General features: G+C 66.9%; 23 protein-coding genes and 1 pseudogene. 15 read left to right on the forward strand and 9 right to left on the reverse strand.

What is annotated here, in order from left to right:
* The first annotated feature begins 94 nt into the window (after window positions 1-94).
* Both ACCQ10_RS01580 and ACCQ10_RS01585 read left to right on the forward strand, forming a co-directional pair.
* Window positions 95-1,012: a LysR family transcriptional regulator gene (locus tag ACCQ10_RS01580; RefSeq protein WP_184440894.1), complete on the forward strand. Its 918-nt coding sequence runs from the start codon at window positions 95-97 to the stop codon at window positions 1,010-1,012.
* 652 nt (window positions 1,013-1,664) lie between these two features.
* Window positions 1,665-2,471, forward strand: coding sequence for a TatD family hydrolase (locus ACCQ10_RS01585; protein WP_047694503.1), 807 nt, complete (start codon window positions 1,665-1,667; stop codon window positions 2,469-2,471).
* A 17-nt stretch (window positions 2,472-2,488) separates the two neighbouring features.
* Here ACCQ10_RS01585 and ACCQ10_RS01590 read toward each other — a convergent pair whose 3' ends face one another.
* Window positions 2,489-3,157 (reverse strand): VOC family protein, encoded by a 669-nt coding sequence (locus ACCQ10_RS01590; RefSeq protein WP_372361990.1) that lies wholly within the window; start codon window positions 3,155-3,157, stop codon window positions 2,489-2,491.
* Between the two features lie 155 nt (window positions 3,158-3,312).
* Window positions 3,313-4,200: a LysR family transcriptional regulator gene (locus ACCQ10_RS01595; RefSeq protein ID WP_047694507.1), complete on the reverse strand. Its 888-nt coding sequence runs from the start codon at window positions 4,198-4,200 to the stop codon at window positions 3,313-3,315.
* Between the two features lie 98 nt (window positions 4,201-4,298).
* Here ACCQ10_RS01595 and ACCQ10_RS01600 point away from each other — a divergent pair, with 98 nt between their 5' ends.
* Both ACCQ10_RS01600 and ACCQ10_RS01605 read left to right on the forward strand, forming a co-directional pair.
* Window positions 4,299-5,570: an MFS transporter gene (locus ACCQ10_RS01600; protein ID WP_184553474.1), complete on the forward strand. Its 1,272-nt coding sequence runs from the start codon at window positions 4,299-4,301 to the stop codon at window positions 5,568-5,570.
* A pseudogene (locus ACCQ10_RS01605) lies at window positions 5,570-5,695 on the forward strand (VOC family protein); the annotation flags it as partial. The gene ACCQ10_RS01600 and the pseudogene ACCQ10_RS01605, both read left to right, overlap by 1 nt.
* 12 nt (window positions 5,696-5,707) lie before the next feature.
* On the opposite strand, the gene ACCQ10_RS01610 reads toward ACCQ10_RS01605, so the two are convergent.
* Window positions 5,708-6,130 carry a MerR family transcriptional regulator gene (locus ACCQ10_RS01610; protein WP_372361991.1) on the reverse strand — a complete coding sequence of 141 codons (423 nt, stop codon included), beginning with the start codon at window positions 6,128-6,130 and terminating at the stop codon, window positions 5,708-5,710.
* 89 nt (window positions 6,131-6,219) lie between these two features.
* Here ACCQ10_RS01610 and ACCQ10_RS01615 point away from each other — a divergent pair, with 89 nt between their 5' ends.
* The 6 genes from ACCQ10_RS01615 to purU all read left to right on the forward strand — a co-directional run bounded on the left by ACCQ10_RS01615 (window position 6,220) and on the right by purU (window position 12,414).
* A complete protein-coding gene (locus tag ACCQ10_RS01615; protein WP_372361992.1) occupies window positions 6,220-7,155 on the forward strand; it encodes an alpha/beta fold hydrolase in 936 nt (311 codons plus the stop codon).
* A 400-nt stretch (window positions 7,156-7,555) separates the two neighbouring features.
* The gene (locus ACCQ10_RS01620) at window positions 7,556-8,437 is read left to right on the forward strand and encodes an NAD-dependent protein deacetylase (RefSeq protein ID WP_039411025.1); all 882 of its coding nucleotides are present in this window, start codon (window positions 7,556-7,558) and stop codon (window positions 8,435-8,437) included.
* Between the two features lie 81 nt (window positions 8,438-8,518).
* Complete coding sequence (locus tag ACCQ10_RS01625) at window positions 8,519-9,616, forward strand: NADH:flavin oxidoreductase/NADH oxidase (protein ID WP_506191974.1); 1,098 nt, start codon at window positions 8,519-8,521, stop codon at window positions 9,614-9,616.
* Between the two features lie 37 nt (window positions 9,617-9,653).
* Complete coding sequence (locus tag ACCQ10_RS01630; RefSeq protein ID WP_372361994.1) at window positions 9,654-10,529, forward strand: NAD(P)-dependent oxidoreductase; 876 nt, start codon at window positions 9,654-9,656, stop codon at window positions 10,527-10,529.
* Between the two features lie 423 nt (window positions 10,530-10,952).
* Window positions 10,953-11,345, forward strand: a complete 393-nt coding sequence (locus ACCQ10_RS01635) for an XVIPCD domain-containing protein (protein WP_039411022.1) — start codon at window positions 10,953-10,955, stop codon at window positions 11,343-11,345.
* A gap of 217 nt (window positions 11,346-11,562) precedes the next feature.
* Complete coding sequence (gene purU / locus ACCQ10_RS01640; RefSeq protein WP_184554201.1) at window positions 11,563-12,414, forward strand: formyltetrahydrofolate deformylase; 852 nt, start codon at window positions 11,563-11,565, stop codon at window positions 12,412-12,414.
* A gap of 90 nt (window positions 12,415-12,504) precedes the next feature.
* On the opposite strand, the gene ACCQ10_RS01645 is transcribed toward purU, so the two are convergent.
* Window positions 12,505-13,419 carry an AraC family transcriptional regulator gene (locus tag ACCQ10_RS01645; protein WP_372361995.1) on the reverse strand — a complete coding sequence of 305 codons (915 nt, stop codon included), beginning with the start codon at window positions 13,417-13,419 and terminating at the stop codon, window positions 12,505-12,507.
* A 98-nt stretch (window positions 13,420-13,517) separates the two neighbouring features.
* On the opposite strand from ACCQ10_RS01645, the gene ACCQ10_RS01650 reads away from it, so the two are divergent.
* Window positions 13,518-14,279, forward strand: coding sequence for an SDR family oxidoreductase (locus ACCQ10_RS01650; RefSeq protein ID WP_184441227.1), 762 nt, complete (start codon window positions 13,518-13,520; stop codon window positions 14,277-14,279).
* Between the two features lie 322 nt (window positions 14,280-14,601).
* On the opposite strand, the gene ACCQ10_RS01655 is transcribed toward ACCQ10_RS01650, so the two are convergent.
* The 3 genes from ACCQ10_RS01655 to ACCQ10_RS01665 all read right to left on the reverse strand — a co-directional run bounded on the left by ACCQ10_RS01655 (window position 14,602) and on the right by ACCQ10_RS01665 (window position 18,839).
* The gene (locus ACCQ10_RS01655) at window positions 14,602-16,557 is read right to left on the reverse strand and encodes a choice-of-anchor X domain-containing protein (RefSeq protein ID WP_372361996.1); all 1,956 of its coding nucleotides are present in this window, start codon (window positions 16,555-16,557) and stop codon (window positions 14,602-14,604) included.
* Between the two features lie 305 nt (window positions 16,558-16,862).
* Window positions 16,863-17,750: a methylenetetrahydrofolate reductase gene (locus ACCQ10_RS01660; RefSeq protein WP_372361997.1), complete on the reverse strand. Its 888-nt coding sequence runs from the start codon at window positions 17,748-17,750 to the stop codon at window positions 16,863-16,865.
* 174 nt (window positions 17,751-17,924) lie between these two features.
* The gene (locus tag ACCQ10_RS01665) at window positions 17,925-18,839 is read right to left on the reverse strand and encodes a LysR family transcriptional regulator (RefSeq protein WP_372361998.1); all 915 of its coding nucleotides are present in this window, start codon (window positions 18,837-18,839) and stop codon (window positions 17,925-17,927) included.
* Between the two features lie 177 nt (window positions 18,840-19,016).
* Between ACCQ10_RS01665 and msuE the strand changes: the two genes are divergently transcribed.
* The 3 genes from msuE (at window position 19,017) to ACCQ10_RS01680 (ending at window position 21,795) form a co-directional block, all read left to right on the forward strand.
* The gene (gene msuE, locus ACCQ10_RS01670; protein ID WP_184368898.1) at window positions 19,017-19,610 is read left to right on the forward strand and encodes an FMN reductase; all 594 of its coding nucleotides are present in this window, start codon (window positions 19,017-19,019) and stop codon (window positions 19,608-19,610) included.
* 145 nt (window positions 19,611-19,755) lie between these two features.
* Window positions 19,756-20,739, forward strand: coding sequence for a DUF1852 domain-containing protein (locus tag ACCQ10_RS01675; RefSeq protein WP_355606720.1), 984 nt, complete (start codon window positions 19,756-19,758; stop codon window positions 20,737-20,739).
* 27 nt (window positions 20,740-20,766) lie between these two features.
* Window positions 20,767-21,795 (forward strand): methionine synthase, encoded by a 1,029-nt coding sequence (locus tag ACCQ10_RS01680; RefSeq protein WP_039411004.1) that lies wholly within the window; start codon window positions 20,767-20,769, stop codon window positions 21,793-21,795.
* Window positions 21,796-21,861: 66 nt separating this feature from the next.
* Here the strand turns inward: ACCQ10_RS01680 and ACCQ10_RS01685 are convergent, their stop codons facing one another.
* Both ACCQ10_RS01685 and ACCQ10_RS01690 read right to left on the reverse strand, forming a co-directional pair.
* A complete protein-coding gene (locus tag ACCQ10_RS01685; RefSeq protein ID WP_184553454.1) occupies window positions 21,862-23,313 on the reverse strand; it encodes an OprO/OprP family phosphate-selective porin in 1,452 nt (483 codons plus the stop codon).
* A gap of 560 nt (window positions 23,314-23,873) precedes the next feature.
* Entirely contained in the window at window positions 23,874-24,752 is an 879-nt protein-coding gene (locus ACCQ10_RS01690) for an SDR family oxidoreductase (RefSeq protein WP_372361999.1), read from the reverse strand.
* Window positions 24,753-24,886: 134 nt separating this feature from the next.
* Between ACCQ10_RS01690 and ACCQ10_RS01695 the strand changes: the two genes are divergently transcribed.
* A complete protein-coding gene (locus ACCQ10_RS01695) occupies window positions 24,887-25,318 on the forward strand; it encodes a winged helix-turn-helix transcriptional regulator (protein ID WP_372362000.1) in 432 nt (143 codons plus the stop codon).
* Window positions 25,319-25,620: the final 302 nt, after the last annotated feature.

The following is a 25,620-nucleotide window of genomic DNA, read 5'->3' on the forward strand; positions in this document are numbered from 1 at the left end:
CCGGATTGACTCTAGGAAGCCGGGGGTGTGTGATCAAACATCGTTTTTCCGCCAAGCCATTGCAAAAAATGCAACGCCAACCGAGCCATGCCGCATGCTGACCTTTTCCCGCTTCACCCGTTACTTCATCGAAGTGGCCCGCTGCGGCAGCATCCGCAAGGCCTCCGAGGTGCTGCACGTGTCGGCCTCGGCGATCGACCGGCAGATCCTCAAGGCCGAGGAAGAGCTGGGCGCGCAGCTGTTCGAGCGCCTGCCCGGCCGGCTGCGACTCACGGCTGCCGGCGAGCTGTTGCTGGTGGACGTGCGCGGCTGGGAGAAGGCCTACGCCCGTACCCTGGAGCGCTTCGACGAGCTCAAGGGGCTGCGCCGCGGGCATGTGGAGATCGCCATGATCGACGCGCTCAGCGAAGGCGTGGTGCCGGCGGCAGTGGCCGCGCTGGTGCAGGAGTACCCCGGCATCACCTTCAACCTGTCCACCGCGCGTAACCAGCGGGTGATGGAAATGGTGACCTCGGCCGATGTGGATATCGGCCTGCTGCTGGACCCGGTGAGCAGCGTGGACCTGGAAGTGCGCGCCTTTGCCGATATCCCGCTCGGCATTGCGATGCCGGTAGGCCACCCCTTGAGCACCCGCACCGAGCTGCAGCTGAGCGAGACGCTGGAACACCGCCTGCTGCTACCGGCCGCCCCGCTGATCGTCGGCGAGCACGCCAAGGTGCTGTACCAGCGCCAGCACATCGACGTGAAGCGGCTCACCCATTGCAACGACGTGCGCACCCTGCGCGGCCTGGTGCGCGCCGGTGCCGGCGTGGGCCTGATGTCGTGGCTGGATGCCGCCCCGGATGTGGCCGACGGACGCCTGGCCTTCGTGCCGTTCCGCCAGCACCTGACCAAACCGATGACGCTGGCTCTGTGCGTGGCCCCGCAACGGCAGCTCTCGCGCTCGGCGCAGCTGGCGATCCAGGCGCTGGCGGCAAAGATCGATGCGATGGCGGTGCCTGCGATGGGGTGAGTGCGTTGCGCAAGCGGCCCTCACCCCTGCCCCTCTCCCGCAGGCGGGAGAGGGGAAAGGCCGTGCGTTCGTGCGGCCGAGGCGGTGCCGGTGATGGTGTGAGTGTGTTGCGCACGCGGCCCTCATCCCTGGCCCTCTCCCGCAGGCGGGAGAGGGGAAAGGCGTGCGTTCGTGCGGCCTAGGCGGTGCCTGTGATGGGGTGAGTGTGTTGCGCACGCGGCCCTCACCCCTGGCCCTCTCCCGCAGGCGGGAGAGGGGAAAGGCTGTGCGTTCGTGCGGCCGAGGCGGTGCCTGTGGTGGGGTGAGTGTGTTGCGCACGCGGCCCTCACCCCTGCCCCTCTCCCGCAGGCGGGAGAGGGGGAAAGGCCGTGCGTTCGTGCGGCCGAGGCGGTGCCGGTGATGGTGTGAGTGTGTTGCGCACGCGGCCCTCACCCCTGCTCCTCTCCCGCAGGCGGGAGAGGGGGAAAGGCCGTGCGTTCGTGCAGGCCGATGGCATGCAGGTACCGCTGGCCGCCTGCCGATCCCGTTGCGGACCTCCCTTCTCCCGCCTGCGGGAGAAGGTGCCCGCAGGGCGGATGAGGGCAACGTGCACCCAGTGAGGGCAACGTCCACCCAGTACAATCACACCTGCTCTTTCAGGCGACACCGCAGCATGCAGTTGATCGATATCGGCGCCAACCTCACCCACGACTCCTTCGACCGCGACCGCGATGCCGTACTGCAACGCGCACGCGATGCCGGTGTGACGCAGTTGGTGATCACCGGTGCCAGCCGCGAGCATTCGCCATTGGCCCTGCAACTGGCGCAACAACACCCCGGATTCCTCTACGCCACCGCCGGCGTGCACCCGCATCACGCAGTGGAATTCACCGCCGAATGCGAAGTGGAAATGCGCACCCTGCAGGCACATCCGCAGGTGGTGGCGGTCGGCGAGTGCGGGCTGGATTACTTCCGCGATTTCGCACCGCGCCCGGCCCAGCACAAGGCCTTCGAGCGCCAGCTGCAACTAGCCGCCGACAACGGCAAGCCGCTGTTCCTGCATCAGCGCGATGCGCATGACGACTTCCTGTCGATCATGCGCAGCTTCGACGGCAAGCTGGGTGCAGCGGTGGTGCATTGCTTCACTGGCACGCGCGAGGAACTGTTTGCCTATCTGGACCGCGACTACTACATCGGCATCACCGGTTGGCTATGCGATGAGCGCCGTGGCGCGCACTTGCGCGAGCTGGTGCGCAACATCCCGGCCAACCGGTTGATGATCGAAACCGACGCGCCCTATCTGCTGCCGCGCACGCTCAAGCCCCTGCCCAAGGACCGTCGCAACGAGCCGATGTATCTGGCGCATATCGTGGAAGAACTGGCGCGCGACCGCGGCGAAGCAGTGGCCGTGACCGCCGCCAACAGCACTGCGGCGGCACGCGCGTTTTTCCGGTTGCCGGCGCCGGCCAGCGCTGCATGAGTGGGCAGCGCGGCGGCTCACGCCGCCAGCAATTCCCACCCTTGCGCATCACGCAGGCGCAGGCCCGGTTGCGGCGTGTCCACGCTGACGCGCAGGCCGTCGGCCCAGGGCAGCTGCCGTTGCTGCGGAAACCACCGCCGGCGCTGGTCGACCACGATCAACAAGCCGTGGTCATCGCCCAATGCGGCAAAGCCCTCCACGGGCGGAGCGAATGGCCGCAGGCCAAAGTGATGCGCAACGCTGCGCGTCACCACCTCGACGTTGTCGCTGGGTAACCCGATTTCGCTCAGGCACAGCAGTTCTTCGCCGTGGAACTGGCCGGTGCCGGCCGGCGCATCCTGCAAGGCATCGCGTGCGATCAACTCCAGCACCGCACCATCGGGGCCGGCGAAATACACCGACTGCGATTGCCACGGGCCGTCCAGAGCGAAATGCCGGCGACCTTGCGAATCGCCCATCAGGCTGGCGCGCGCGCCGATCCAGTGCGCAGCGGCCTCGAAGCGCGATGGGGCCACGTTGAAGGCCAGGTGCACGCTGCCCACCGGTTGCTGGGCCTGCACGCATTCCAGCGTGCTCCACCCGATACGCACGGTATTGCCGTGCGACGGTTGCTGCAGCACATCGCGGTAAAACCGCAGGGTGAGGTCGGGATCCAGGCAGGGCAGCACAAGGTGACGGAGATGCATGGCACTCAAGATCGGTGAGGGGCCTGCATTGGACAACCTCAATCGCGGTTGAGGTCAAGCCATGCTGCGCCGGTCGGCAGCCAGGCGCGGCGTCGCTGCGGTCGTCCAGCGCGATGCATGCGTCCGATGCGCTGCATCGCAGAGCCGACGACGCCTCAGATCAACTCCGCCAGCGCCCATAACTGACGTACCAGTGGCGCGCTGTCCAACGCGCCGGGTGCCACCGCCAACGCCAGCCGCGCCAGCGGCATGCGGCCTTCGATATCCAGGTAGCGCACGCCGGGGCGCTGCAGCTGCGCGGTGGAGGCGGGCACCACCGACACGCCCAGTTCGGCGGCGACCAGATTGATGATCGACGACATCTGCGGCGCTTCCTGGGTGATGCGCAAGGTCACGCCCGATTCGCGGCAGGCGGCCAGGATTTCGTCGTACAGGCTGGACCCGAAGCTGCGCGGAAACAGGATGAACGGCTCGCCGGCCAGCGCCGCCAACGGGGCGCTGGCGCGCGCGGCCAACGGATGCGCCGCCGGCACCGCGATCTTCATCGGCTCGTCGGCAAAGCGCAGCAGTTGCAGGTCGGGCGGGGTGCTCAGCCCGTAGCGCACGAACGCCGCATCCAGGCGGCCATCGGCCAGGCCCACCAGCAAGCTGGCGGTGTTGGTTTCTTCCAGCAGCAGCTCGACCTGCGGCCATTGCCGGCGGAAATCGCGGATCAGCCGCGGCACCACCGGGCTGAACGCGGCCGAGGCGGTGAACCCCATGCGCAGCCGGCCGGACTCTCCGCGCGCCACGCGCCGGGCGGTGTCGGCGGCGCGCTCCACGTCGGCCAGCACGCGGCGCACCTCGCCCAGGAACGCCTCGCCGGCCGGAGTCAGCTCTGCGCCGCTGTGGGTACGGCGGAACAGCGGCGTGCCCAGCTCACGTTCCAGCGTCTGGATCTGCTGGCTCAGCGGCGGCTGGCCGATGCCTACCCGCGCCGCAGCCCGGGTGAAGTTGCCTTCCTCGGCAACCGCCAGGAAATAACGCAGGTGACGCAGTTCCATAGGCATCTTTTTTATATATGGAAGCTGCCAGCATCATATATTGGACAGGGGGTGGGCGCAGGCGAATACTCGCCGTCCCTGGTCTCCAGTGCGCTCCCGTGTCTTCCTCCGATCGTAGTTCCGGCACGTCCGGCCCATCGCCCGGCGCCGACGCCGGCCCGCCCGCAACGCTGCGCATCCGCCTGGCGTTGTTCCTGGCCGGCTTTGCCACCTTCTCGCTGCTCTACAGCGTGCAGCCGGTGCTGCCCGAGTTCGCGCGTGCCTTCGGCGTGGATGCGGCGGTTGCCTCGCTGCCGCTGTCGCTGGCCACCGGCGGGCTGGCGGTGGCGATCTTCTGCGCTGGCGCGGTGTCGGAAAACCTGGGCCGGCGCGGGCTGATGTTCGCCTCCATCGCGCTGGCGGCCGTGCTCAACCTGGTGGCCGCGTTCCTGCCGCACTGGGGCGCGCTGGTGGTGGTGCGCACCTTGTCGGGTATTGCGTTGGGCGGTGTGCCGGCGGTGGCGATGGTGTACCTGGGCGAAGAACTTCCGGCCAACAAGCTGGGGGCAGCCACCGGCCTGTATGTGGCCGGCAATGCCTTCGGTGGCATGACCGGGCGCATTGCGATGAGCGTGCTGACCGACCACACCGACTGGCGCACCGCGTTGGCGCTACTGAGCGTGGTCGACCTGCTGTGCGCTGTCGCGTTCGTGTGGCTGCTGCCGCCCTCCCGCCACTTCGTGCGCCGGCATGGCGTCAACCTGCAGTTTCACCTGCGCGCCTGGGCCGGGCATCTGCGCGACCGCAACCTGCCGTGGCTGTTTGCGTTGCCGTTCCTGCTGATGGGTGTCTTCGTCAGCCTCTACAACTACGCCGGCTTTCGCCTGGGCGGGCCGGAATTCGGTCTGAGCCAGAGCCAGATCGGCATGATCTTCAGTGCGTACGTGTTCGGTATCGTCAGCTCGTCGGTGGCCGGTGCGGCCTCGGACCGGTTCGGGCGTGGCCCGGTGGTCAGCGCCGGCATCGTGCTGTGCGTGCTGGGCGTGGCGCTGACCCTGGCGCATGTGCTGGCGCTGGTGGTGGCCGGCATCGTGCTGGTGACGATCGGCTTTTTCATCGCGCATTCGGCGGCCAGCGCGTGGGTGAGCCGGCTCGGTGGCGCGCATCGCAGCCATGCTGCGTCTCTGTATCTGCTGGCCTATTACGCCGGCTCCAGCGTGGTCGGCGCGCTGGGCGGCTGGTTCTGGCAGCACGGCGGCTGGTCTGGCCTGGTCGGCATGTGCCTGACGCTGCTGGCACTGGCCTTTGCCGCCGCACACGTCCTGCGCCAACGTGCGGACGACGCGCGACCCTACGGGCGCTTTGCGCCGCATCCTGCGCGAGGTGAGTGATGCAGATCGAGCGACTCGGTCATCTGGTATTGACCGTGGCCGACGTGGAGGCCACCTGCGCGTTCTACGCACGCGTGCTCGGCATGCAGGTGATCAGCGTCGGCGAGACGGCGCGCACCAGGGGCGGCCAACGCACATCATCCCGACGGCGGAGTGCGCTTGCAGTGCGTGCGTTGCGGCGTGGCCCGCGCTGACGGATCTTGCGCCAGGCTGGCCAGCAAGCGCGCGCGTCGGCGTTCCAGGTCGGCCAGCTGGCGTTCGATCAGCTGCAGCCGTTGCCGATGCGCCGGCAGGGTTTCCGGGCACAGCGGCGCGCCTTCCACCAGCCGCATGCAATCGGGAAACCGGCGGATGTCGTCCAGGCTGAAGCCGGTGCCGATCAGGCGTTGAATCTGGCGTACCTGCGTCACGCAGCTGGCCGCAAACAGCCGATAGCCATTGGCGCTGCGCGACGACGTCAGTAGGCCCTGGGCATCGTAGTGGCGGAGCGAGCGCACGCTGACGCCGGTGCGCTGCGCCAGCGCGCCGATGCGCATGTCAGCGGTGGAAGAGGTGCCCATCTGCCAAGCATACGTGGCACGCCGCGCTTGACCCTCACATTGGTGTGAGGCCCGACGATGCCGTCTTCCCTGTTCTGCAAGGCATCTCCATGTCCATTCGACCCGCTTCACCTGCCTGTGCCCGCTGGTGGCAGCGCACGCTGGCCAGCCTGCTGCTGTGTGTCTGCGCGATCGCGTCAGCAAGCCCATCTGCAACCAGCAACTCGCGCAGCTACCAGGTGACCGCCCCGGACGGCGTGGTCCTGGCCGTGCAGGAGCATGGCGCCGCCGACGGCCAGGCGATCGTGTTCGTGCACGGCCTGCTGGGCAGCCGCATCAACTGGGACGCACAGCTGGCCGACCCGCAACTGCAGGGCTACCGGCTGATCAGCTACGACCTGCGCGGCCACGGGCTGTCCGGCAAACCGACCGCGGCATCGGCGTATCGGGAAGGCGCGCGCTGGGCGGACGATCTGGCAGCGGTGCTCAAGGCCACCGATGCCCGCAATGCGGTGCTGGTGGGGTGGTCGCTGGGTGGTGCGGTGATCAGCAACTATCTGAGCCGCTACGGCGATCGCGGCCTGGCGGGCGTGGTGTACGTCGATGGCGTGATCGAACTGCGCGCGCAGCAGTTGGGGGCGCATCCGGCCATCTATCGCGACCTGGTCTCCGACGACCTGCGCACGCATCTGCAGGCAGTCCAGGACTTCCTGCGGCTGTGCTTCGCCACCCAACCGCCTGCGCCGGTGTTCGACACCCTGCTGGCCAATGCAGCGCTGGCCTCGTGGGACATGCAGCGTGCGGTGCAGGGCATGTCCATCGACGTCGCCGGCCTGCAGCGCACCCGCCTGCCGATACTGCTGCTATACGGTGCCCGCGATGCGCTGGTGCTCAGCGAACCGGCACTGGCACGTGCGCGCCAGTTGCAGCCGCGCGCACAGATCCACCTGTATCCGGACGCCGGCCACGCCCCGTTTCTGGAAGACAGCCCGCGCTTCAACCGGGATCTGCTGCAGTTCGTGCAGCAGACGGGCGTTGCGCACTGAGTGTTGCGCCCACCCGCGCCGGGAGCGTGCGGACGAGAGGATGCATGGTCAAGAAGGCTGTCCCAGCTGTCAGTGGCCGGCAGGGCGCCGCCTGACCACCGCGACACCGCCCGCCGCCGGTCCCGCCTGCACGCCTTCTCGTGATGACGCAGCATGCGCTGCGCGCTTGCTTGGAATCGACCAGCGCAGCCCCAGATCTATGAGCGCGCGCATGCACCAGGCGCGGCCGTCGGCGTGCATCCGCCGCCGTCGGTGTTGCGTAGTACGTGCTGGGCCGCGCCGGGTGGCAACGCGCCATGCCACTGTATTTGCTGCGCCATCGAGCAGTGGAGCGGGGGGCCGGTCTGGCAGCGCCTGCAGGGCGGTCGTAACGTGATCCCATGGCTATTGGAGGTGTTCGATGACCGCTGTTCCCGCCCACGACAACGACGCGCTGCAGGCGTTCATCGAGCGCCATCAGCGCCTGTTCGTGCTCAGTGGTGCCGGCTGCAGCACCGATTCGGGCATCCCGGACTACCGCGATCTGCAAGGCGGCTGGAAGCGTCCGCAACCGGTGACCTTTCAGGCCTTCATGGGCGAGCTCTCCACGCGCCAGCGCTACTGGGCGCGCAGCCTGATCGGCTGGCCGCGCTTCGGGCAGGCCAGACCCAACGCCACCCATCACGCGCTGGCCGCACTAGAGGCGCGCGGGCAGCTGGAACTGTTGCTGACCCAGAACGTGGACCGCCTGCATCAGGCGGCCGGCAGTCAGGCGGTGATCGACCTGCACGGCCGTCTGGACGTGGTGCGTTGCATGGGCTGCGAGCGCCGCATGCCGCGCACCGAATTTCAACTGTTGCTTGAGCAGGCCAATCCGGGCTGGGCAGCGCTTGAGGCCGCACAAGCACCCGACGGCGATGCCGATCTGGACGATGTGGCCTTCGACACCTTCGTGGTGCCGCCGTGCCCGGTCTGCGGTGGCGTGCTCAAGCCGGATGTGGTGTTCTTCGGCGAGAACGTGCCGCGCGAGCGGGTGGAGCGCGCCTTTGCGCATCTGCAGGCCGCCGATGCGGTGCTGGTGGTGGGCTCGTCGCTGATGGTGTATTCGGGCTTTCGCTTCGTGCAGGCCGCCGCGCGCAACGGCCTGCCGATCGCCGCGCTCAATTTCGGGCGCACCCGCGCCGACGATCTGCTCACCTTGAAAGTGGAGCAGTCGTGCGCGCAGGCGCTGGCCTTCCTGCATCAGCCGCCGGACCCGCTGCGCAGCGCGCAGGCCAGGTACGACAGTGCGCGCTCTGCATGACGCTGTGATCCATTGCAGCGGTTGTGTCGCAGCGCCGGGCGCAGTGCAATGGGCGCCCCCACGCTGCGTCTGGATGCTGCCTTGAGCCAGTTGTTCTCCCCCATCGCCTTCGGTCCGCTTGCGCTCGCCAACCGCATCGTCATCGCGCCGATGTGCCAGTACTCCGCGCAGGACGGCCGTGCCAGCGACTGGCACCGCATCCACCTGGGCACCTTGTCGCAATCCGGCGCCGGCCTGTTGATTCTGGAAGCGGCCGCGGTGCTGCCGGAAGGGCGGATCAGTTACGCCGATCTGGGCCTGTACGACGACGCTACCGAGCAGGCGCTGGACGCGGTGCTGCAGTCGGTGCGCCGCTGGTCGCCGATGCCGGTCGGCATCCAGCTGGCACATGCCGGCCGCAAGGCGTCCACCGATCTTCCCTGGAAGGGCGGCGAGGCCATCGCCCCCGATCACGCGCATGGCTGGCAGACGGTGTCTGCCTCGGCCGTGCCGTTCAAGGCCGGCCAACCGGCGCCGCAGGCATTGGACGAGGCCGGCATCGACGCGGTGGTCGCCGCCTTCGTGGACGCGGCCACACGCGCCGAACGCCTGGGCCTGGACCTGATCGAGTTGCATGCCGCACACGGCTACCTGATGCATCAGTTCCTGTCGCCGCTGAGCAACCAGCGCAGCGATGCCTATGGCGGATCGCTGGAAAACCGCATGCGGTTGACGCTGCGCATCTTCGACGCCGTGCGCGCGGCGGTGTCCGCGCGCATTGCCGTCGGTGTGCGCATTTCGGCCACCGATTGGGTGGACGGTGGCTGGGATCTGCAACAAAGCATCGCCCTGTCCAAGGCGCTGGATGCACGCGGTGCGCACTACATCCATGTCTCCAGCGGCGGGCTGGACCCGCGTCAGCAGATTCCGGTGCAGGCCGGCTACCAGATTCCGTTCGCGGAGCAGATCAAGGCGCAGGTCGCCACGCCGGTGATCGGCGTAGGCCTGATCACCGAGCCGGCGCAGGCCGAAGCGATTGTGCGCGACGGCCAGGCCGATGCCATCGCGCTGGCGCGTGGCATCCTGTACGACCCGCGCTGGCCGTGGCATGCCGCCGCCGCGCTGGGTGCCTCGGTCACGCCTGCGCCGCAATACCTGCGCTGCGAACCGCGCGATGCGCGTGGCGTGTTCGCCACTTGATCCGCACCATCAACGCCATTCCGAACAAGGACACCGCATGCCGATAGGGTTTCTGGGCTTGGGCACGATGGGCCTGCCGATGGCGCACAACCTGCTGCGTGGCGGCTTTGCGTTGAGCGTGTGGAACCGTTCGCCCGAACGCGCCCAGCCGCTGCGCGATGCTGGCGCCACGGTGGTGGAGCAACCGCGCGATGCCGCGCATGGCCCGCTGCTGTTTTCGATGCTGGCCGACGATCATGCGGTGCGCCAGACCGTGCTGGATGGTGGCGTGCTGGATGCGCTGCCGGCCGGCAGCGTGCACGTCAACATGGCCACCATCTCGGTGGCGCTGGCGCATGAGTTGACCGCCCTGCACGCCGAGCGCGGGGTGGCTTATGTGGCCGCGCCGGTACTCGGCCGTGTCGATGTGGCTGCAGCAGGCAAGCTCAACATCCTGGCTGCCGGCGATGATGCCGCGCTGGCCCGCGTGCAGCCGATGTTCGATGTGCTGGGGCAACAGACCTGGCACATCGGCAGCGCGCCCGAGCAGGCCAATGCCGTCAAACTGGCCGCCAACTTCTGCCTGGCCAGCGCCATCGGCGCCATGGCCGAAGCCAGTGCACTGGCACGCGGCCATGGCGTGGACGTCACCCAGTTCCTGGGCATGCTCACCAGCACCTTGTTCGCCGCGCCCGCGTATCAGGGCTACGGTAAGTTGATCATGCAACGCCAGTACACGCCGGCCGGCTTCACCGCCACGCTGGGTCGCAAGGATGTGGATCTGGCCATCCAGGCCGGTGCCGACAGGCAGGTGCCGATGCCGCTGGGCGAACTGCTGCGCGCCAACCTGGACGAGGCCATTGCCCATGGCGATGGCAACGCCGATTGGGCAGTGCTGGCGGAAGTGGCCGCACGTCGGGCGGGGCAGGCGTAGCGCGGTCGAACGCACTGGCGTCAGTAGGCGTACTGCCTGCGAGGTGAGTTGGTTCAAGAAACGTAGGGCGCTGCTGCAGGCGCACCTTCAGTGCAACGAACATCATGGCCGGGCGCAATGACGCGTCTGCATCTGCACCGCATTGCGGCCAAGGAGCGGGCGCGGCAGACGCCAACGCCGCTGCACTGCACGTCAGAGCGCCGCCACACCGTCATGCCGCGCTCAAGGTGTTGGCTGGCTTGAGGCAATCTGCGCAAGCGGCTAAGGTGCCTGCTCGATTCGGCCAGGCACTGCGCTGCGCGATGCGCAACGCGGTCCGGCCACCACCAGCGCCTTCACGGAGAATGCGATGCGATACCTGCACAACAGGCCCGGTTCCACCGCGTGCCCTTCGCGCGCAGCAGCCTGTGCCGGTGACGCGCAATGACCACCCCACCGGTCGTCAGCCAGGGCCAGGTGGGCCCGGACCATCCCGAGCATCCGGACCATTATCTGTTCGCGCAGATTCGTGAAGCGGTGGGTGTGCTCGATGCCGAATTGAACAAGCCCACCGACGCGGCCAGCGAGCGCATGGCCGCGCGCTTGTTGCCGCTGGCAAAACAGCATGGCTTCGACCAGGTGGACCACGTGGTGCTCAGCCGTCATCTGGGCGAGGTCGGCGAAAACGTGTTCCTGGTGCGCGGCGATCTGGGCGACCCGGCGCATCTGCGGGCGCACATCACCACCCAGGACGCCATGGACACCTCGGTAGAAGACTCGCTCGCGCAGCTGGATGAAATCAATCGTCGCCTGATGCTGCGCCTGCCGCCGCGCTGAGCGCACGCGCCATCTCCAGCCCGGGCCTGGGCGATGGTGTGACCGCCGCCTTGCCAATCGATAGGCTGCTGCTCGGGTCACGCCAGCGGCACCGCGGTGACCAGCACCGTCGTTCGCGGTGCAGCGTCATCGGTGCTATCGCCGCGCTCGCACCATGCAACAGTTACCGACGCAAGCACTGCGCCAGCGGCGTCATGCATTGGCTATCATTGCGCCGATGCGCTCCGACTACATCCTTACCCTGTCTTGCCCCGATCGCACCGGTATCGTGTACCGCGTCACCGGGCTGCTGTTCGATCTGGCCTGCAATATTCTCGACGCCCAGCAATTTGGCGATGACGAGAGCGGCCGCTTCTTCCTGCGCGTGCATTTCGACAAGCCGCCGGGCACGGATATCGCCAGCCTCGAGCAGCGGTTTGCCATGTTGGCCAACGCATTTCAGATGACGTGGCAGTTGCACGATGCGCGTCGGCGCGCGCGGCTGCTGGTGCTGGTGAGCAAGCAGGGCCATTGCCTCAACGATCTGCTGTTCCGCATGCATAGCCGGCAATTACCGGTGGACATCGCGGCGGTCGTCTCCAACCACACCGACTTCGCGCCGTTGGCGGCGTCCTACGGCATCGCCTTTCATCATCTGCCGGTCAGCGCCGACACGCGTGCCGCACAGGAAGCGCAACTGCTCGCGTTGGTGGATGATCTACACATCGATCTGGTGGTGCTGGCGCGCTACATGCAGATCCTCTCGCCCGGCCTGTGCCGCGCGCTGGCCGGGCGCGCCATCAACATCCATCACAGCTTCCTGCCTAGCTTCAAGGGCGCCCAGCCGTATCACCAGGCGCACGCGCGCGGGGTCAAGATCATCGGTGCCACTGCGCACTACGTCACCGAAGACCTGGACGAAGGCCCGATCATCGAACAGGACGTTGCGCGCGTCGACCATGCCATGACGCCACGCGACCTGGTGCGCCTGGGCAGTGATACCGAATCGCTGGTGCTCGCCCGCGCGGTGCGCCGCCATGTCGAACACCGCATCGTGCTCAACGGCCATCGCACGGTGGTGTTTCGCTAGCGTCCAGGCCGCATCCCCGTCACCACGGGCTGGTTGCGTCGACGCAATCGGTTCGCATCATGCGCGCGTGTGCGCATGCAGGCCGTGGCGTCACAGCGCTTCTGCCGCCGCACTCTGCGCGCGCACATAGTGCGAGGGCGCACTGCCGGTGTGACGAGTGAAGGCCACGCTAAAGCTGCTGGCCGAGCCGTAACCCACCCGCTGCGCCGCCTGCGCAACGCCAAGCCCGTGTTCTGACAGCAGTGTCTTTGCCAGCGCCATGCGCCATGCCAGCAGATATTCCATCGGCGCCATGCCCATCGCACGATTGAAGCGCGTGAAGAACGAGGATCGCGACAGCGCCGCTTCCCTGGCGAGCGCCTCGACCGTCCACGCATGCGCCGGTGCAGCGTGCAGTGCGCGCATCGCCGCTGCCAGGCGCACATCGGAGAGCGCGCGCACCAGCCCTGGCGTTGTGTCGCTCGCTGTCAGCGAGCGCAAGGCTTCGATCAACAGCACTTCCAATAGCCGCGCAAGCACTTCCGCGCGTGCGGGTCGGGTTGCGCGTGCCTCTTCGCCCACCAGATTCACCAACGTGGCAAGGCGTGGCTCACCACGCACATGCACCAGCCGGGGCAGCAGCGACACCAGTAGCGCCGCATCGGGCGAACCGAAGCTGCAATGGCCAATCACGACACGAAGATCTACGGGGCCGTCCTGCGCACCGATACGGAAACTGCCATCGCCCATATCGGTCGGCACCGTGTGGGCCTGCTCGGCCGACGCCAGCACGCTGGAGAGCGTGATGGCGAGCATGGCGGGTGCCAAAACGAAGTCGCCCGCTTCAAGAACGCGCACCTCGCCATCCTCAAGCGCCAGCCGGCACGATCCTTCGATCACCGCGCAGTAAAACGGGCCTGGCGCATCGGAGCGGCATACCGACCACGCACCAGCACCAACCACAAGCTTGGAAAACCGTGCCGCCGGCCGGAGCAGCAGTACAACCTCGGCAAGCGGGTCGAGCATCGTTGGACTCTGGCAAATGGATTAAATACTTTCAGGTATCGAAAGTATGGTTCTTGAAGACTAACGTACATCTCTCGTCACGTCACCGAGGGTGCTTCATGCAAACCGTACTCATCACTGGCTGCTCGTCGGGCTTTGGCCTGGCAACCGCCAACTATTTCCTGGAGCGCGACTGGCGCGTGGTCGCCACCATGCGCACGCCACGCGATGACCTGTTTCCGGCGTCGCCCCGGTTGAAGGTATTGCAGCTCGATGTCACCGATACCGACAGCATCCAGGCCGCGGTTGCTGCGGCAGGCACGATCGACGTCCTCGTCAACAACGCAGGCTTCGGTGCGCCCATGCCGCTGGAACTTGCAAGCCTGCAGTCGGTACGCGAGCTGTTCGAAACCAACACCTTCGGTACGCTTGCAGTGACGCAGGCGCTCTTGCCTCAGATGCGTGCGCGCCGCGCCGGGGTCATCGTCAACGTGTCGTCGAGCGCAACGCTCAAGCCGCTTCCGCTGATCGGTGCCTACCGTGCAGCCAAGGCCGCGGTGAACGCGCTGAGCGAATCGCTGGCCACCGAGCTGGAGGACTTCGGCATTCGCGTGCGGGTCGTGTCGCCAGGCTCGTGCGGAGAGACGGCATTCCGTGCCACCGCTCGTACCGGTCTGCGTGGTCTCGACAACGCGGTGTATGGACCGTTTATGCAGCAGACAATGGCACGCATGAGCGCGTCCACTGGCCCGGGAACCCAGTCGATCGATGTTGCTGAAGCGATCTGGCGCGCAGCCACCGACCTGGACGCGCCGATGTTCATCCCTGCGGGCGCAGATGCAGAACTATGGGCATCCGAAGCGGCTCGGATCGGCCAATAAGACCGCTCGAACGCTGCGCCGCACGCTGGCGGCTCAGTGTGTCGAACATGCGGCGCCTTCACCGATGGTGAGGCACACCGTGAATCCGTCCGTGGAGTTGCGTTGGCGGCATCCGTGCCGCCAACGGTTCCGCAATCGGTCAGCACACCGCAGCAGGCCGTTTGCTGGTGTCCCTATCGAGAGACTTGTATGCCGGCCATCTCGATTTCAGGCAGCGATTGTTCGTGGCCCGCTCTGTTTGCAGCAACGCACCGGTGCTCCCATGCATGCCGCAATGGTGGCACGCGCGCCGGCCATTTTCGTGCGTATCGCGAACACCGCACTACCTGGCCGCATTCGCATTCATCACCGCATTGCGGTTGGCATCCAGGTACTGCGCCGGGTCGCGCATGCCGGTGGTGTGGCATTGGCCAGTGGTGTGGCCACGATTGACGCCGCCGGGCAGCTGCGCGTTGACCTGCTCCACGGTGCCGTCTTCCGGGTCGTTCAACACCAGGTCCGAGGCCGCATTGCAGTAGTCGTTGGTATACCAGTTGGTCTTGGCAAACGAGGTGGTGTAGTAGTTGACCTTGGCGCGCGCATCGGCGGGAATGCCGGCCAGCCAGGCCTTGGCGCCGTCGTAGGTCATGTCCGAGTTGGTGCCGCAGCCCACGCCGAACCACGACCCCACCGCGGCCAGGACGCCGGATAGATTGGTGCCTTGATACGGCGTGCCCACCGACTGCATCACGCGGCCGCCGCTGGCGTTATCCAGCCCGCTCCAGTAGTAGGTGTACAGGTGCAGCGCGGCCATGCCGCCCTGGCTGTGCGCCACCGTGGAAAACGACGACCACTGGCTGGCGAACTGCGCAATGCGCTGTGCGAACTGGTCGTTGCTGCGGTTCTGCTTGGCGTCCAGGAACGTGGACGCATTGGTGAACTGCGCCTGCGGCCACACACCGTTGGAGCAGTAGCCGTGCACCAGCACCAGCTGCGAGCCGGCCGCCTGCGGCTGCGCCATCGCGGTGGCACTGGCCAGCGCGGCCGGGCGCGGGCCCATGCGCATGCTTTCGTCGATGCCGCCGGTGGCCCGCGCGATGCTGGCGCGCCGCAAGGCGGGCAGCTGCAACGGCAAGCTGCCGGCCTGCACCAACGGGATGTAATGGTCCGGGTCTTCGATGCGCAGCCCACGCAGCGAGAACGGTGCGCGCGCACCCGCACGTGCGATCCAGCGCTCGTCCAGGCTCAGCGGCAGCTGCCCCTGCTGCGGCGTGAGCATGCCGCCGATCCACGCCACCGGCACGTCCTTGCCCTTGGCATCGGTGCCCCAGACCTGGCCGAACACGCGATAGTGCGACGGTGCATTGCCGCGTGCCGCCACCGGCAATGCCAGGGTCAACCGGGTCCCGTCGGTCGCGCGTGCGCTGAGCGCATTGCCCAGCAGGCGCAGCGAGGTATCCAGCACCGGCATCACGTGCTCGCTGGTCCGCACGAACGGCTGCCCGGCCTGATCGTGGCCGCGCACAATGACCTGCGCAATCCAGGTGCCCTCGCGGCCTGGCTGGAAGCTCCCGCCATACACGCCGTCGCCGGCAGCGCCATCGTTGTGCGCGCCGTCGTCGGCCATCGGCAGGACCCGCACCGCGCCTTGCGGATCGATCACCCGCAGGCTGGCATCGTCGATCTGCCCCGCCTGGCCGGCGAGCAAGGTGGTACCACGTGCATCGCTGCCGCTGAGCATCGCATTGAGCGTCAGCGACTTGCCCACCAGCTGCTGGCGGTCACGCGGGTACGATGCCAGCTGCGTGCGTGCATCGCCTTCCGTCAGCACATACCCGCGCTGCGCCACCGGCGAGGCCGATTGCAGGGTCAGCGACCAAGCGCCGTTCTGTGCAGATTCCACCGCGTAGCGCATGCCGCTGGCGCCGCTCTCGGCGGTGCCCAGCAATGTGCGCTGTGCCTGCAGTTGCGGCGCGGCAGCGGCGCGTGCGCCGGCAACACGTGGTGCCGCCACGGCGGCGTCCCATGCCTGGTCGCCCGCCAGCACCATGAAACGCAGGTGGCCGTTTTCCACCGGCAGCGTGCCCTGCCAGCGTGCGGCGTTACCGGCCGGTGCCAGCTCCACCGGCAGCAGGGCGCTCTTGGACAGGATCGCCGATTCGGCCGGATCGGGCGCGCGCATCTGCGCGAATTCCTCCGGTGGGCCGGCAAGCAGCTTGGGTTGCAGCTCGGCCGCCGCCAGCGGCAGCGAGACCAGCGACAGGGTGCACATCACGGACAACAACGAGGGCTTGGGCATGGCGACATCTCTCCTTGGACGTTGCGGATGCAATGCCATCGCGTGCAGCAACGGCATCGGATGCAGCGCCCCCCTCGCCGCGATTCGCCGATGGTTATACCCCGCGCGTGTGACAAGCCTGCTGTGCGCTGCAACACCTCACGCGTGCAACAGAAAAACACCAGAATCAAATAGTACGTTCTGTGATTCCGGTCGCGGACACGCCCACGTTCGCCCTGTTTTTGCCGATCGATCTGCCGCCCAGGGCGGCTACTGAGCGCCGAGCCGGCGTGCGTGCGCGGCACCGGTAGGCGGGCACCCTCTGTTTAGGTCGTCGGCAGATCGGTGGCAGCGGCAAGCGCCGTGCGGGAGCGGTAGTGCTCGGCCCACGCGAGCGACCGTGCGATGCCGCCGAACGGAAACATGTGCAGGCGCACATCGCCGTGCGCTGGCGTCAGACCTGCCGCGAGGCGATCGACGAAGTGGTCCGGCCCTGCGGTCCCCAGCAGCTTGCCGAGCGAGATGCCGTACTTGGACAGCGTCGCTGCGCTTGCGCCCACACCGCAGCGTGCGGCATAGCGCGCAAGTACCGCGACGCCGGCAGGACCGGGCACGCCCACGCGTACCGGAGCTTCGATGCCATGCGCGCGCAGCGCGTTCAACCAGGTCAGCACCAGGTCGGCATCGAACGCGAACTGGGTGACGATCAGGGGTGCCATGCCGCGCTCGGCGATGCTGCGACACTTGCGTTGCAGCACCGCCCATCGATCGTCTGCATGCATGGCCGGATGTCCTTCCGGATGTCCCGCCACGGCAATGGTCTTGATGCCTGCGCGCTCGAATACGCCTGTTGCGATCAGCGCCAGGCTGTCCGGAAACGGCCCGAGCGGCAACGACGGATCGCCTGCAACCACCAAGCAGTGCGCAACGCCGGCGTCATCGGCGGCGCGCCCGACAAAGGCCTGCAGCGCGTCCAGCGAGGCGATGCGACGCGCGGACAGGTGGGGCATGGGCGCAAAGCCAAGCCCACGCACCCGCTGTGCGGCAGCCAGCCGCGTCGCGTCGTCCTGGCCGGGCAGCGACGGGATGGCAATGAGGGTGCCAGGCACGATCCGCGGTGCCACCGCAGACAACGCGGCAATGTCGTGTGCGCCCACCTCCAGCGAATAGGCATCGGTCAGTATGCTGGCGGGCCTGGGCGTGGCTGGATGCATCAACAGGCGTTCCGTTCTTTGGAGTGGCGCAGGCATGTCCGCACTGATGACCGAAGGCCGGGTATCGGCATGGCCTTCATCAACGCACCAGAGTGCGGCGCGCTGCAGCAACGCAGCACATCGCGTCGTGGCCGCCCGGCAACCCAGGTGGCGTGCACAGGCCAGTGGCGCGCATCAGGTGGCCGCCGGTGCGTCAGCGGTGGCATTGGCAGGCTGGCGCGCCAGTTCGATAAAGGCGCGCAGATAGTCGACGGCGATATCGGCCTCGCGTGCGCCCAGGTAGATCTGCTTGGGGATGCCGCGCGCACCCAGCCGCACCGGCACCACGGCCATCCTGGCCGCGTATTCCTCCACCAGCCAGCGCGGCATGGCGGCCACGCCGCGGCCGCTGGCCACCATCTGCATCATGATGTCGGTGGTTTCGATGGCCTTGTGGCGCCGCGGCGTGACGCCGGCCGGCAGCAGGAACTGGCTGTAGATGTCCAGCCGCTCCAGGTCCACCGGGTAGCTGATGAGCACCTCGCGGGTCAGCTGCTGCGGCTTGACGTAGGCCGCCGACGCCAAGGCATGACCCTTGGCCACGACCAGCACCTGCTCGTAGTCGAACACCGGCTCGAACCGCAGCCCGGGCTTGAACAACGGGTCCGGCGTGACCAGCAGATCGATCTCGTAGCCGAACAGCGCGCCGATGCCGCCGAACTGGAACTTCTGCTTCACATCCACATCCACGTCCGGCCAGGTGGCCAGATACGGCGCCACCAGCTTCAGCAGCCACTGGTAGCACGGATGGCACTCCATGCCGATACGTAGCGCACCGCGTTCGCCCTGCGCAAACTGCCCCAGGCGCTCTTCGGCCAGATCCAGCTGCGGCAGCACCCGGTTCGCCACCGCCAGCAGGTACTGGCCGGCCTGGGTCAGGCGCAGGCTGCGCCCTTCACGCAGCCAGATGTCGGTGCCCAACTGCAGCTCCAGCTTTTTCATGCTGTGGCTCAGCGCCGACTGGGTCAGGTTCAACACGCCCGCTGCAGCGGTCAACGACCCTTGCTGCTCGACCTGCTGGACGATGGTGAGATGGATGCGCTCAAGCATTCAGATGATCCGAATTCATGGATTGTTGAAATAACACCATTTTACTTCATTGAATGCGGCCCCTAGCATCGGGATCGTCGTCGCTCGCCCGCTTCGGAACACGCCTGCAACCAGATGTCGGCACGGGCGGCCCCCTCCGACGGCGCCACGCGCCTCCCACTGCTCAGGTCACCCCACATGACTGCACACCCGCCACATCCGCTCCGCGTCGTTGCCGTCTCCGGTGGCCTGCAACGCCCCTCCAAGGCCGCTGCCCTGGCGCAACACCTGATGGCCCTGATCGGCGAAGCGGTGCCGTGCGAGCAGCATCTGGTCGAACTCGGCGCCCTGGCACCGCATTTTGCCGGCGCGCTGTGGCGCTCGCAGCTGCATGACACCGTAGAGCAGGAACTTGCCGCCGTGGAGCAGGCCGACGTGCTGGTGGTGGCCACACCGGTGTATCGCGGCTCGTTTACCGGGCTGTTCAAGCATTTCTTCGATTTCATCCATCAGGATGCCCTGGTCGATACCCCGGTGCTGCTGGCGGCCACCGGCGGCAGCGAACGCCACGCGCTGGTGATCGACCACCAACTGCGGCCGCTTTTCAGTTTCTTCCAGGCACGCACGTTGCCGCTGGGCGTCTACGCCACCGACCGCGATTTCCTGGATTACCGCGTGCACAACGAGGCGCTGGCCGAGCGCGCCAGCCTGGCGGTGCAGCGCGCACTGCCACTGATCGCACTGACGCGGCCCGCAAGCCCCGGCGCCGCAACCACGGTGGCCGCCGCCTGAGCGGCATTCGCTCCACGGCGGTCATCTGCGGCAGGAGCCATTGGCGCCCGCCCGCTGATCCAAAGGCAGGGCGCGCATCCATCCGATACCCACCGCTGCGCTGCAGAGCGCGCGTCTCATCCAACGAATCAAGGCGTCAGTTGCAATGACTCAGCAATTCACCTTCACCATCAAGAGCCTCCGCTTCGACGAGGACTATCAACCCGCGGCCAACACGCGCAACACCACCAACTTCGCCAACCTGGCCAGGGGCGAGCGTCGTCGGGAGAACCTGCGCAACACATTGGCGATGATCAACAACCGCTTCAACGACCTGGCGCACTGGGACAACCCCACGCGTGACCGCTATGGCGTCGCGCTGGAGATCATCTCTGCCGAGATGCACATCGACAGCAACGCAGCGGGCGATGCGTTTCCGTTGATCGAAATCTTGAAGCCCACCATCGTCGACCAACACACCGGCGCGCATATCGACGGCATTGCGGGCAACAATTTTTCGTCCTACGTACGCGACTACGATTTCAGCATCCTGCTGCCCGCACACAATCAGGACGCAACCGGCTTCGCCATCCCGGAGGACTTCGGCAGCCTGCACGGCACGCTGTTCAAGCAGTTCCTGCACTCAGATGCCTACACCGCGCGCTTCGACAAGCCACCGGTCATCTGCATCAGCGTCTCCAGCAGCAGGACCTACCACCGCACCGGAAACCAGCACCCCATCCTGGGCATCGAATACAGCCAGGACGAGGGTTCATTGACGGACCGGTATTTCGCGAAGATGGGCCTGAAAGTGCGCTATTTCATGCCGCCCGGCAGCGTCGCGCCCTTGGCGTTCTACTTTGTTGGCGACCTGCTGAGCGACTACGGCAACCTGGAGCTGATCGGCACCATCAGCACGATGGAAACCTTCCAGAAGATCTACCGGCCAGAAATCTACAACGCCAATTCCGCGGCGGGGGCGATCTACCAGCCCAGCCTGAAACACCAGGATTATTCGTCCACCCAGATCGTCTACGACCGCGAAGAACGCAGCCGGCTCGCCGTGACGCAGGGCAGGTTCACCCAGGAGCACTTCATCCGGCCCTACGGCAACCTGCTCGCGCAATGGGCCTCCCGCCACGCCTCCTGATCACCACGCCTACAAGACACCAACATCATGACGAAGCTGCTCCCCACCTCAACCGCCGGTAGCCTGCCCAAGCCGTCCTGGCTGGCACAGCCGGAAACACTCTGGTCGCCCTGGAAACTGCAGGACGACGCACTGATCGAAGGCAAGCAGGACGCCTTGCGCCTGTCGCTGCAGGAACAGCAACACGCCGGCATCGACATCGTGAGCGACGGCGAACAGACCCGTCAGCATTTCGTCACCACCTTCATCGAACACCTCAGCGGTGTCGATTTCGAAAAGCGCGAAACGGTCAGGATTCGCGACCGCTACGATGCGAGCGTACCGACCGTGGTTGGCGCGGTGAGCCGGCCCAAATCCGTATTCGTGGACGATGCCAGATTCCTGCGCCAGCAAACCCGCCAGCCCATCAAGTGGGCGCTGCCGGGCCCCATGACCATGATCGACACGCTCTTTGACGCGCACTACAAGAGCCGCGAAAAACTGGCCTGGGAATTTGCCAAGATCCTCAACCAGGAAGCCAGGGAACTGGAAGCGGCCGGCGTGGACATCATCCAGTTCGACGAGCCGGCCTTCAATGTGTTCTTCGACGAGGTCAACGACTGGGGTGTCGCCACCCTGGAGCGTGCAGTGGAAGGGCTCACCTGCGAGACTGCCGTGCACATCTGTTACGGCTACGGCATCAAGGCCAATACCGACTGGAAGCAGACCCTGGGCTCGGAGTGGCGCCAGTACGAAGAGTCCTTCCCCAAGCTGCAGACATCCTCGCTCGACATCATTTCGCTGGAGTGCCACAACTCGCACGTGCCGATCGATCTGATCGAACTGGTGCGCGGCAAGAAGGTGATGGTCGGCGCCATCGACGTGGCAAGCACCACGATCGAGACGCCGCAGGAAGTGGCCGAGACCTTGCGCAAGGCGCTGCGGTTCGTCGATGCCGACAAGCTCTACCCGTCCACCAATTGTGGCATGGCACCACTCGCCCGGCATGTCGCACGCGGCAAACTCAGTGCGCTCAGCGCAGGCGCGCAGATCGTGCGTGGAGAGTTGTCGGCTTAAGGACCAGCGGCACAAAAAAAGCCCCCGCAAGCGGGGGCTTTTTCGTTTTCCATCGCGTTGCAGCGATCAGTAATTGACCTGCAACTGCAGCCGCAGCAGATCGCCTTCCACCACCGGGTACGGCGCGGTGGTGACGTCGGTGCGCTTCATCTTCGAATAAGCGAACACCAGCTCCAGCGCGTCCATCGGCTGCCACTCGATACCGGCTTCCACTTCGTCCAGGCGCATGCGCGGGGCGTTGGTATCGAACTTGGAGCCGCCACGGTAGGTCTGCCATTTGAGGTAGGGCAGCAAGGTGCCGTAGTTGCCATCGTGCTTGTACATCGCCTGCACGTAGCCGCCGCTCAGCGAGCGGGTGCGGATGCGGCGCTGTTCCACATCCAGTTCCGGGCCGCGTCCCACCGTCCACTCGGCCTGCAGGCCGAACGGCTGCGGGTAGTAGATGACGTGCGCGGCCACGCGCTGGTCGGTGTAGCCGTTGGGGTCGGTGATGGCCGGAGTGAAGTTGCGCCCGCCGATGTTCACTGCCGCCGCGGTCGGCACAAAGCGCCCGCTATACGCATCGGCGCCCACTTCCAGGTACTGCCCGTTGGCGAACTTGAACGGGTAGGTGGCGTGCACCACCGCATGCATGCTGTCGTTACGCTCGGCGCGGTTGGCGCCCTGGCCGTTGTACACGCCTGCGCCCAGCACACCGTAGTCGCCCGAGCCCTTCAGACCGGATTTGATCAGGTCCTGGAAGCGGCCCTTGGCCACGGTGGGGCTGTAATAGAACACCGCACCGATATCGCGTTCGTCGCGCAGGCCGGAGTTGAGCGCGTCGGCGCGGTCCAGGGTGAGGCGGTTCTGGCTGGACTGCAGGTTTTCCCAGCCGTACGGCATCTTCGACTGGCCCACACGCACGCGGTACTCGCGCTTCTTGTCGAAGAAGATGTCGGCGTAGGCATCGCGCAGCTGCGCGAAGTTGGTGGTGTTGGTGCCGGCCGGCGTGCTCGCAAAGTCCGGCTGGAAATACAGTGACACGTGCTCGTTGAGATCGCCGCTGAGCACCAGGCGCGCGCGCCGGATGCCCAGGCTCTGGTCGTTGCCGATGAAGCGGTCGCCCGGCGCACGCAGGTCCTGCGCGTCGCCACCGATGCCCTGGTTGTAGCGGATCTGGGTGTAGCCACGCAGGCTGAGCTTGTCGTACCACTTCTTGCCGGCATCGCTGGCCTTGGCCGGTGCGGGCGCCGGAACCGGGGCGGGGGCGGCCTGGGCAACGGCGGTATCGGCCGGCGTGGTGACGCCCGGCGCAGGCGGCAGCGGCTGTGCGGGGGCGGCGGGCATCGCCGACGCCGGCAGCTTGCCGTTCTCGTCCACCTGCACGAATTTGCCCAGCTTGTCGCGGCCCGGCGCCGGCTCGGCGAAGATCTGCTTGGTCTTGCGGTCGACGTAGAGCTCCAGCTCGGCGGCCAGCGTGCTGCCGCTGGCGGTCGCGCTGAGCGCGCACAGGACGGTGGCGAGATTGCGTTTTTTCATTGGTCCGGCTCGTGCAAGGGGAAACGGGTCGGCGGCAATGTGGGCCGGTGCGCCCCTGCGGGGCGGCAAACACGGCGCCGACGTGCCCACCAGGGCGCCCGGTCATCCCTGACGGTGCGGCAATGGCGAACAGTTATATTTAGATTTGATGTCAGTTTGGTGACATCGCCGGAGCCAGCGGCCCGGGGCCTTGTGTCAGCCGCGTGTCCGCGCGATGGCAATTGCGCGACGGCTGCAAGGCGGGCGCGTCTGCGCAGATGCGGGCCGTAGGACCGGGCCGCCGGAGCGCGCGGGGCCGATTGGCGCGCGCCACAGCACCACGCCTGGCCCGCTTGCCGGATGCTTGACCGAGCACGCCAAAACGTATCAGCCGACGCAGGCGCATTCACCACACCCACCCACTACGTGCCGCGTGCCGAGTCTGTCGTGGCGGGACGCTTATCGACTGCTGATGGATGCCGAGGCGGGCGGGGCCGCCTCCGATCATCCAGGCGCGATCAGGCGCGTGGGCGCCTGCCGGCAGCGACGCCCTGCCGCGCGGGCAAGGCGTCGGGTGCTGCTCAGCGTGCGGCCAGCGCCGCCGCCACGGCATCGCGCAGCGGAGTGGTGGGGCGGCCGATCAGCCGGCTCAGGGTGTGGCTGTCATCGAACAGGCTGCCACCGCGTGAGGACGCAGAGCACTGCGCCAGTACCTGGGCGAAGCCGGCCGGCAGGCCGATCTGCACCAGCGCCGCCGCGTAATCGGCTTCCGGCAGGTCGTGGTAGGCCACCAGCTTGCCCGACTGCTGTGCCACTTCGGCGGCATACTCGGCCATGCTGAAGGCGATATCGCCGGCCAGTTCGTACACCTGCCCGGCCTGCGGCGCCTCCGAGGCCAGCACCGCTGCCGCTGCCGCTGCATAGTCGGCACGCGTGGCGGCGCTGATCCTGCCCTCGCCGGAGCTGCCGATCACCGCGCCGTGCTCCACTTCGGCCGCGATCGAGCCGGTGTAGTTCTCGGTGTACCAGCCGTTGCGCAGCAGCACATGCGGCACGCCGCTCTCGCGCAGCAGCGCTTCGGTGGCTACGTGCTCGTTGGCCAGCGACAGCGTGCTGGTCTCGGCATGCAACACGCTGGTGTAGGCAAGCAGGTCCATCCCGGCGCGCTTGGCCGCCTCGATCACATTGCGATGCTGCGGCACGCGCGCGCCCACCGCGTTGGACGACACCAGCAACACCCGGCCAACGCCGGCAAAGGCCGCATCCAGGCTCTGCGGGTCTGCATAGTCGGCCCGACGCACCGCGATGTCGCGTTTTGCGAACTCGGCAAGTGACGCGGTATCGCGGGCCGTTGCTACGATGCGGCTGGCGGGCACGCGTTCAAGCAGCGCTTCGACAACCAGCGCACCCAGCTGCCCGCTGGCGCCGGTGACAAGAATCAGGGGGGATGCAGATGGCATGGTGTGCTCCGATAGGGTTGTATAAGAGATTTGGTCTACTATTTAGACCGTGTTGTCCGCCAGCATAGTGTCAGCGCCGCCCGGGCCTCCGCAAGGAGGCAGTTTTCCTCCTCCTGGTTACCGAGAGATACCCCGTGAATGCGATTGCCTTGTTCCCGCCGCCGCCTTCTCTTGAAGGTCCCTTCGACGCTACCAAGTGCCCCGTGCGCGATGTGCTCGACCAGATCGGTGACAAGTGGACCTTGCTGATCCTGTTGACGCTGATCCCCGGGCCGTCGCGGTTCAGCGCCATCCAGCGCGCCGTGCCGGACATCTCCAAGCGCATGCTGACCCAGACCCTGCGCAACCTCGAGCGCAACGGCATGATCACCCGCAAGGTCTACGCCACCAAACCGCCGAGCGTGGAATATGCGTTGTCCAAGCTGGGCATCGCGCTGCTCGGCCCGGTCTCGCAATTGCTCAACTGGGCCGGCGAACACCACGCCAGCATCCGCGCCGCCCGCGAGCGCTTCGACCGCGCGCAACAACCGGTGACCGCGCTGGATGCCGAAGACGCCATAGCCTGACGGTCAGCCTGGCCGTTGCGCGGTGCGCTGCGGCCAAGGCACCACGCGTTACCGCCGGGCATGGTCAGGCGCCTGCCCGGTTCACACACCGCGTCCATCGAGCCGGACCCCTGTGAGATTCCACCGTGTTGCCGCGCTCCGCGGAGCCGATTGCACCATGCCGGTCCATGCCGAACATGCGGCAGACAATCGTCGCCTTGCCATCACAGCGAACGGTGCGTGCGTTTGTAAAACGCTGCATAGGTGCCGCCAAAGCGCGCAGCAGATAATGTGCTTCGGCCAGGATCTGGAAGCGTGTGACG

This window comes from Xanthomonas sp. NCPPB 1325 (assembly GCF_041477645.2).
Classification (GTDB): Bacteria; Pseudomonadota; Gammaproteobacteria; order Xanthomonadales; family Xanthomonadaceae; genus Xanthomonas; species Xanthomonas cannabis.

Excerpts from the sequence above, each read along its gene's own strand:
- ACCQ10_RS01685 (WP_184553454.1), bottom strand. The coding sequence starts at position 23,313 with ATGAAAAAACGCAATCTCGCCACCGTCCTGTGCGCGCTCAGCGCGACC.
- ACCQ10_RS01620 (WP_039411025.1), top strand. The coding sequence starts at position 7,556 with ATGACCGCTGTTCCCGCCCACGACAACGACGCGCTGCAGGCGTTCATC.
- ACCQ10_RS01650 (WP_184441227.1), top strand. The coding sequence starts at position 13,518 with ATGCAAACCGTACTCATCACTGGCTGCTCGTCGGGCTTTGGCCTGGCA.
- ACCQ10_RS01630 (WP_372361994.1), top strand. The coding sequence starts at position 9,654 with ATGCCGATAGGGTTTCTGGGCTTGGGCACGATGGGCCTGCCGATGGCG.
- msuE (WP_184368898.1), top strand. The coding sequence starts at position 19,017 with ATGACTGCACACCCGCCACATCCGCTCCGCGTCGTTGCCGTCTCCGGT.
- ACCQ10_RS01660 (WP_372361997.1), bottom strand. The coding sequence starts at position 17,750 with ATGCATCCAGCCACGCCCAGGCCCGCCAGCATACTGACCGATGCCTAT.
- ACCQ10_RS01595 (WP_047694507.1), bottom strand. The coding sequence starts at position 4,200 with ATGGAACTGCGTCACCTGCGTTATTTCCTGGCGGTTGCCGAGGAAGGC.
- ACCQ10_RS01590 (WP_372361990.1), bottom strand. The coding sequence starts at position 3,157 with ATGCATCTCCGTCACCTTGTGCTGCCCTGCCTGGATCCCGACCTCACC.
- ACCQ10_RS01680 (WP_039411004.1), top strand. The coding sequence starts at position 20,767 with ATGACGAAGCTGCTCCCCACCTCAACCGCCGGTAGCCTGCCCAAGCCG.
- ACCQ10_RS01665 (WP_372361998.1), bottom strand. The coding sequence starts at position 18,839 with ATGCTTGAGCGCATCCATCTCACCATCGTCCAGCAGGTCGAGCAGCAA.
- purU (WP_184554201.1), top strand. The coding sequence starts at position 11,563 with ATGCGCTCCGACTACATCCTTACCCTGTCTTGCCCCGATCGCACCGGT.
- ACCQ10_RS01655 (WP_372361996.1), bottom strand. The coding sequence starts at position 16,557 with ATGCCCAAGCCCTCGTTGTTGTCCGTGATGTGCACCCTGTCGCTGGTC.
- ACCQ10_RS01690 (WP_372361999.1), bottom strand. The coding sequence starts at position 24,752 with ATGCCATCTGCATCCCCCCTGATTCTTGTCACCGGCGCCAGCGGGCAG.
- ACCQ10_RS01615 (WP_372361992.1), top strand. The coding sequence starts at position 6,220 with ATGTCCATTCGACCCGCTTCACCTGCCTGTGCCCGCTGGTGGCAGCGC.
- ACCQ10_RS01580 (WP_184440894.1), top strand. The coding sequence starts at position 95 with ATGCTGACCTTTTCCCGCTTCACCCGTTACTTCATCGAAGTGGCCCGC.
- ACCQ10_RS01610 (WP_372361991.1), bottom strand. The coding sequence starts at position 6,130 with ATGGGCACCTCTTCCACCGCTGACATGCGCATCGGCGCGCTGGCGCAG.
- ACCQ10_RS01585 (WP_047694503.1), top strand. The coding sequence starts at position 1,665 with ATGCAGTTGATCGATATCGGCGCCAACCTCACCCACGACTCCTTCGAC.
- ACCQ10_RS01645 (WP_372361995.1), bottom strand. The coding sequence starts at position 13,419 with ATGCTCGACCCGCTTGCCGAGGTTGTACTGCTGCTCCGGCCGGCGGCA.
- ACCQ10_RS01675 (WP_355606720.1), top strand. The coding sequence starts at position 19,756 with ATGACTCAGCAATTCACCTTCACCATCAAGAGCCTCCGCTTCGACGAG.
- ACCQ10_RS01635 (WP_039411022.1), top strand. The coding sequence starts at position 10,953 with ATGACCACCCCACCGGTCGTCAGCCAGGGCCAGGTGGGCCCGGACCAT.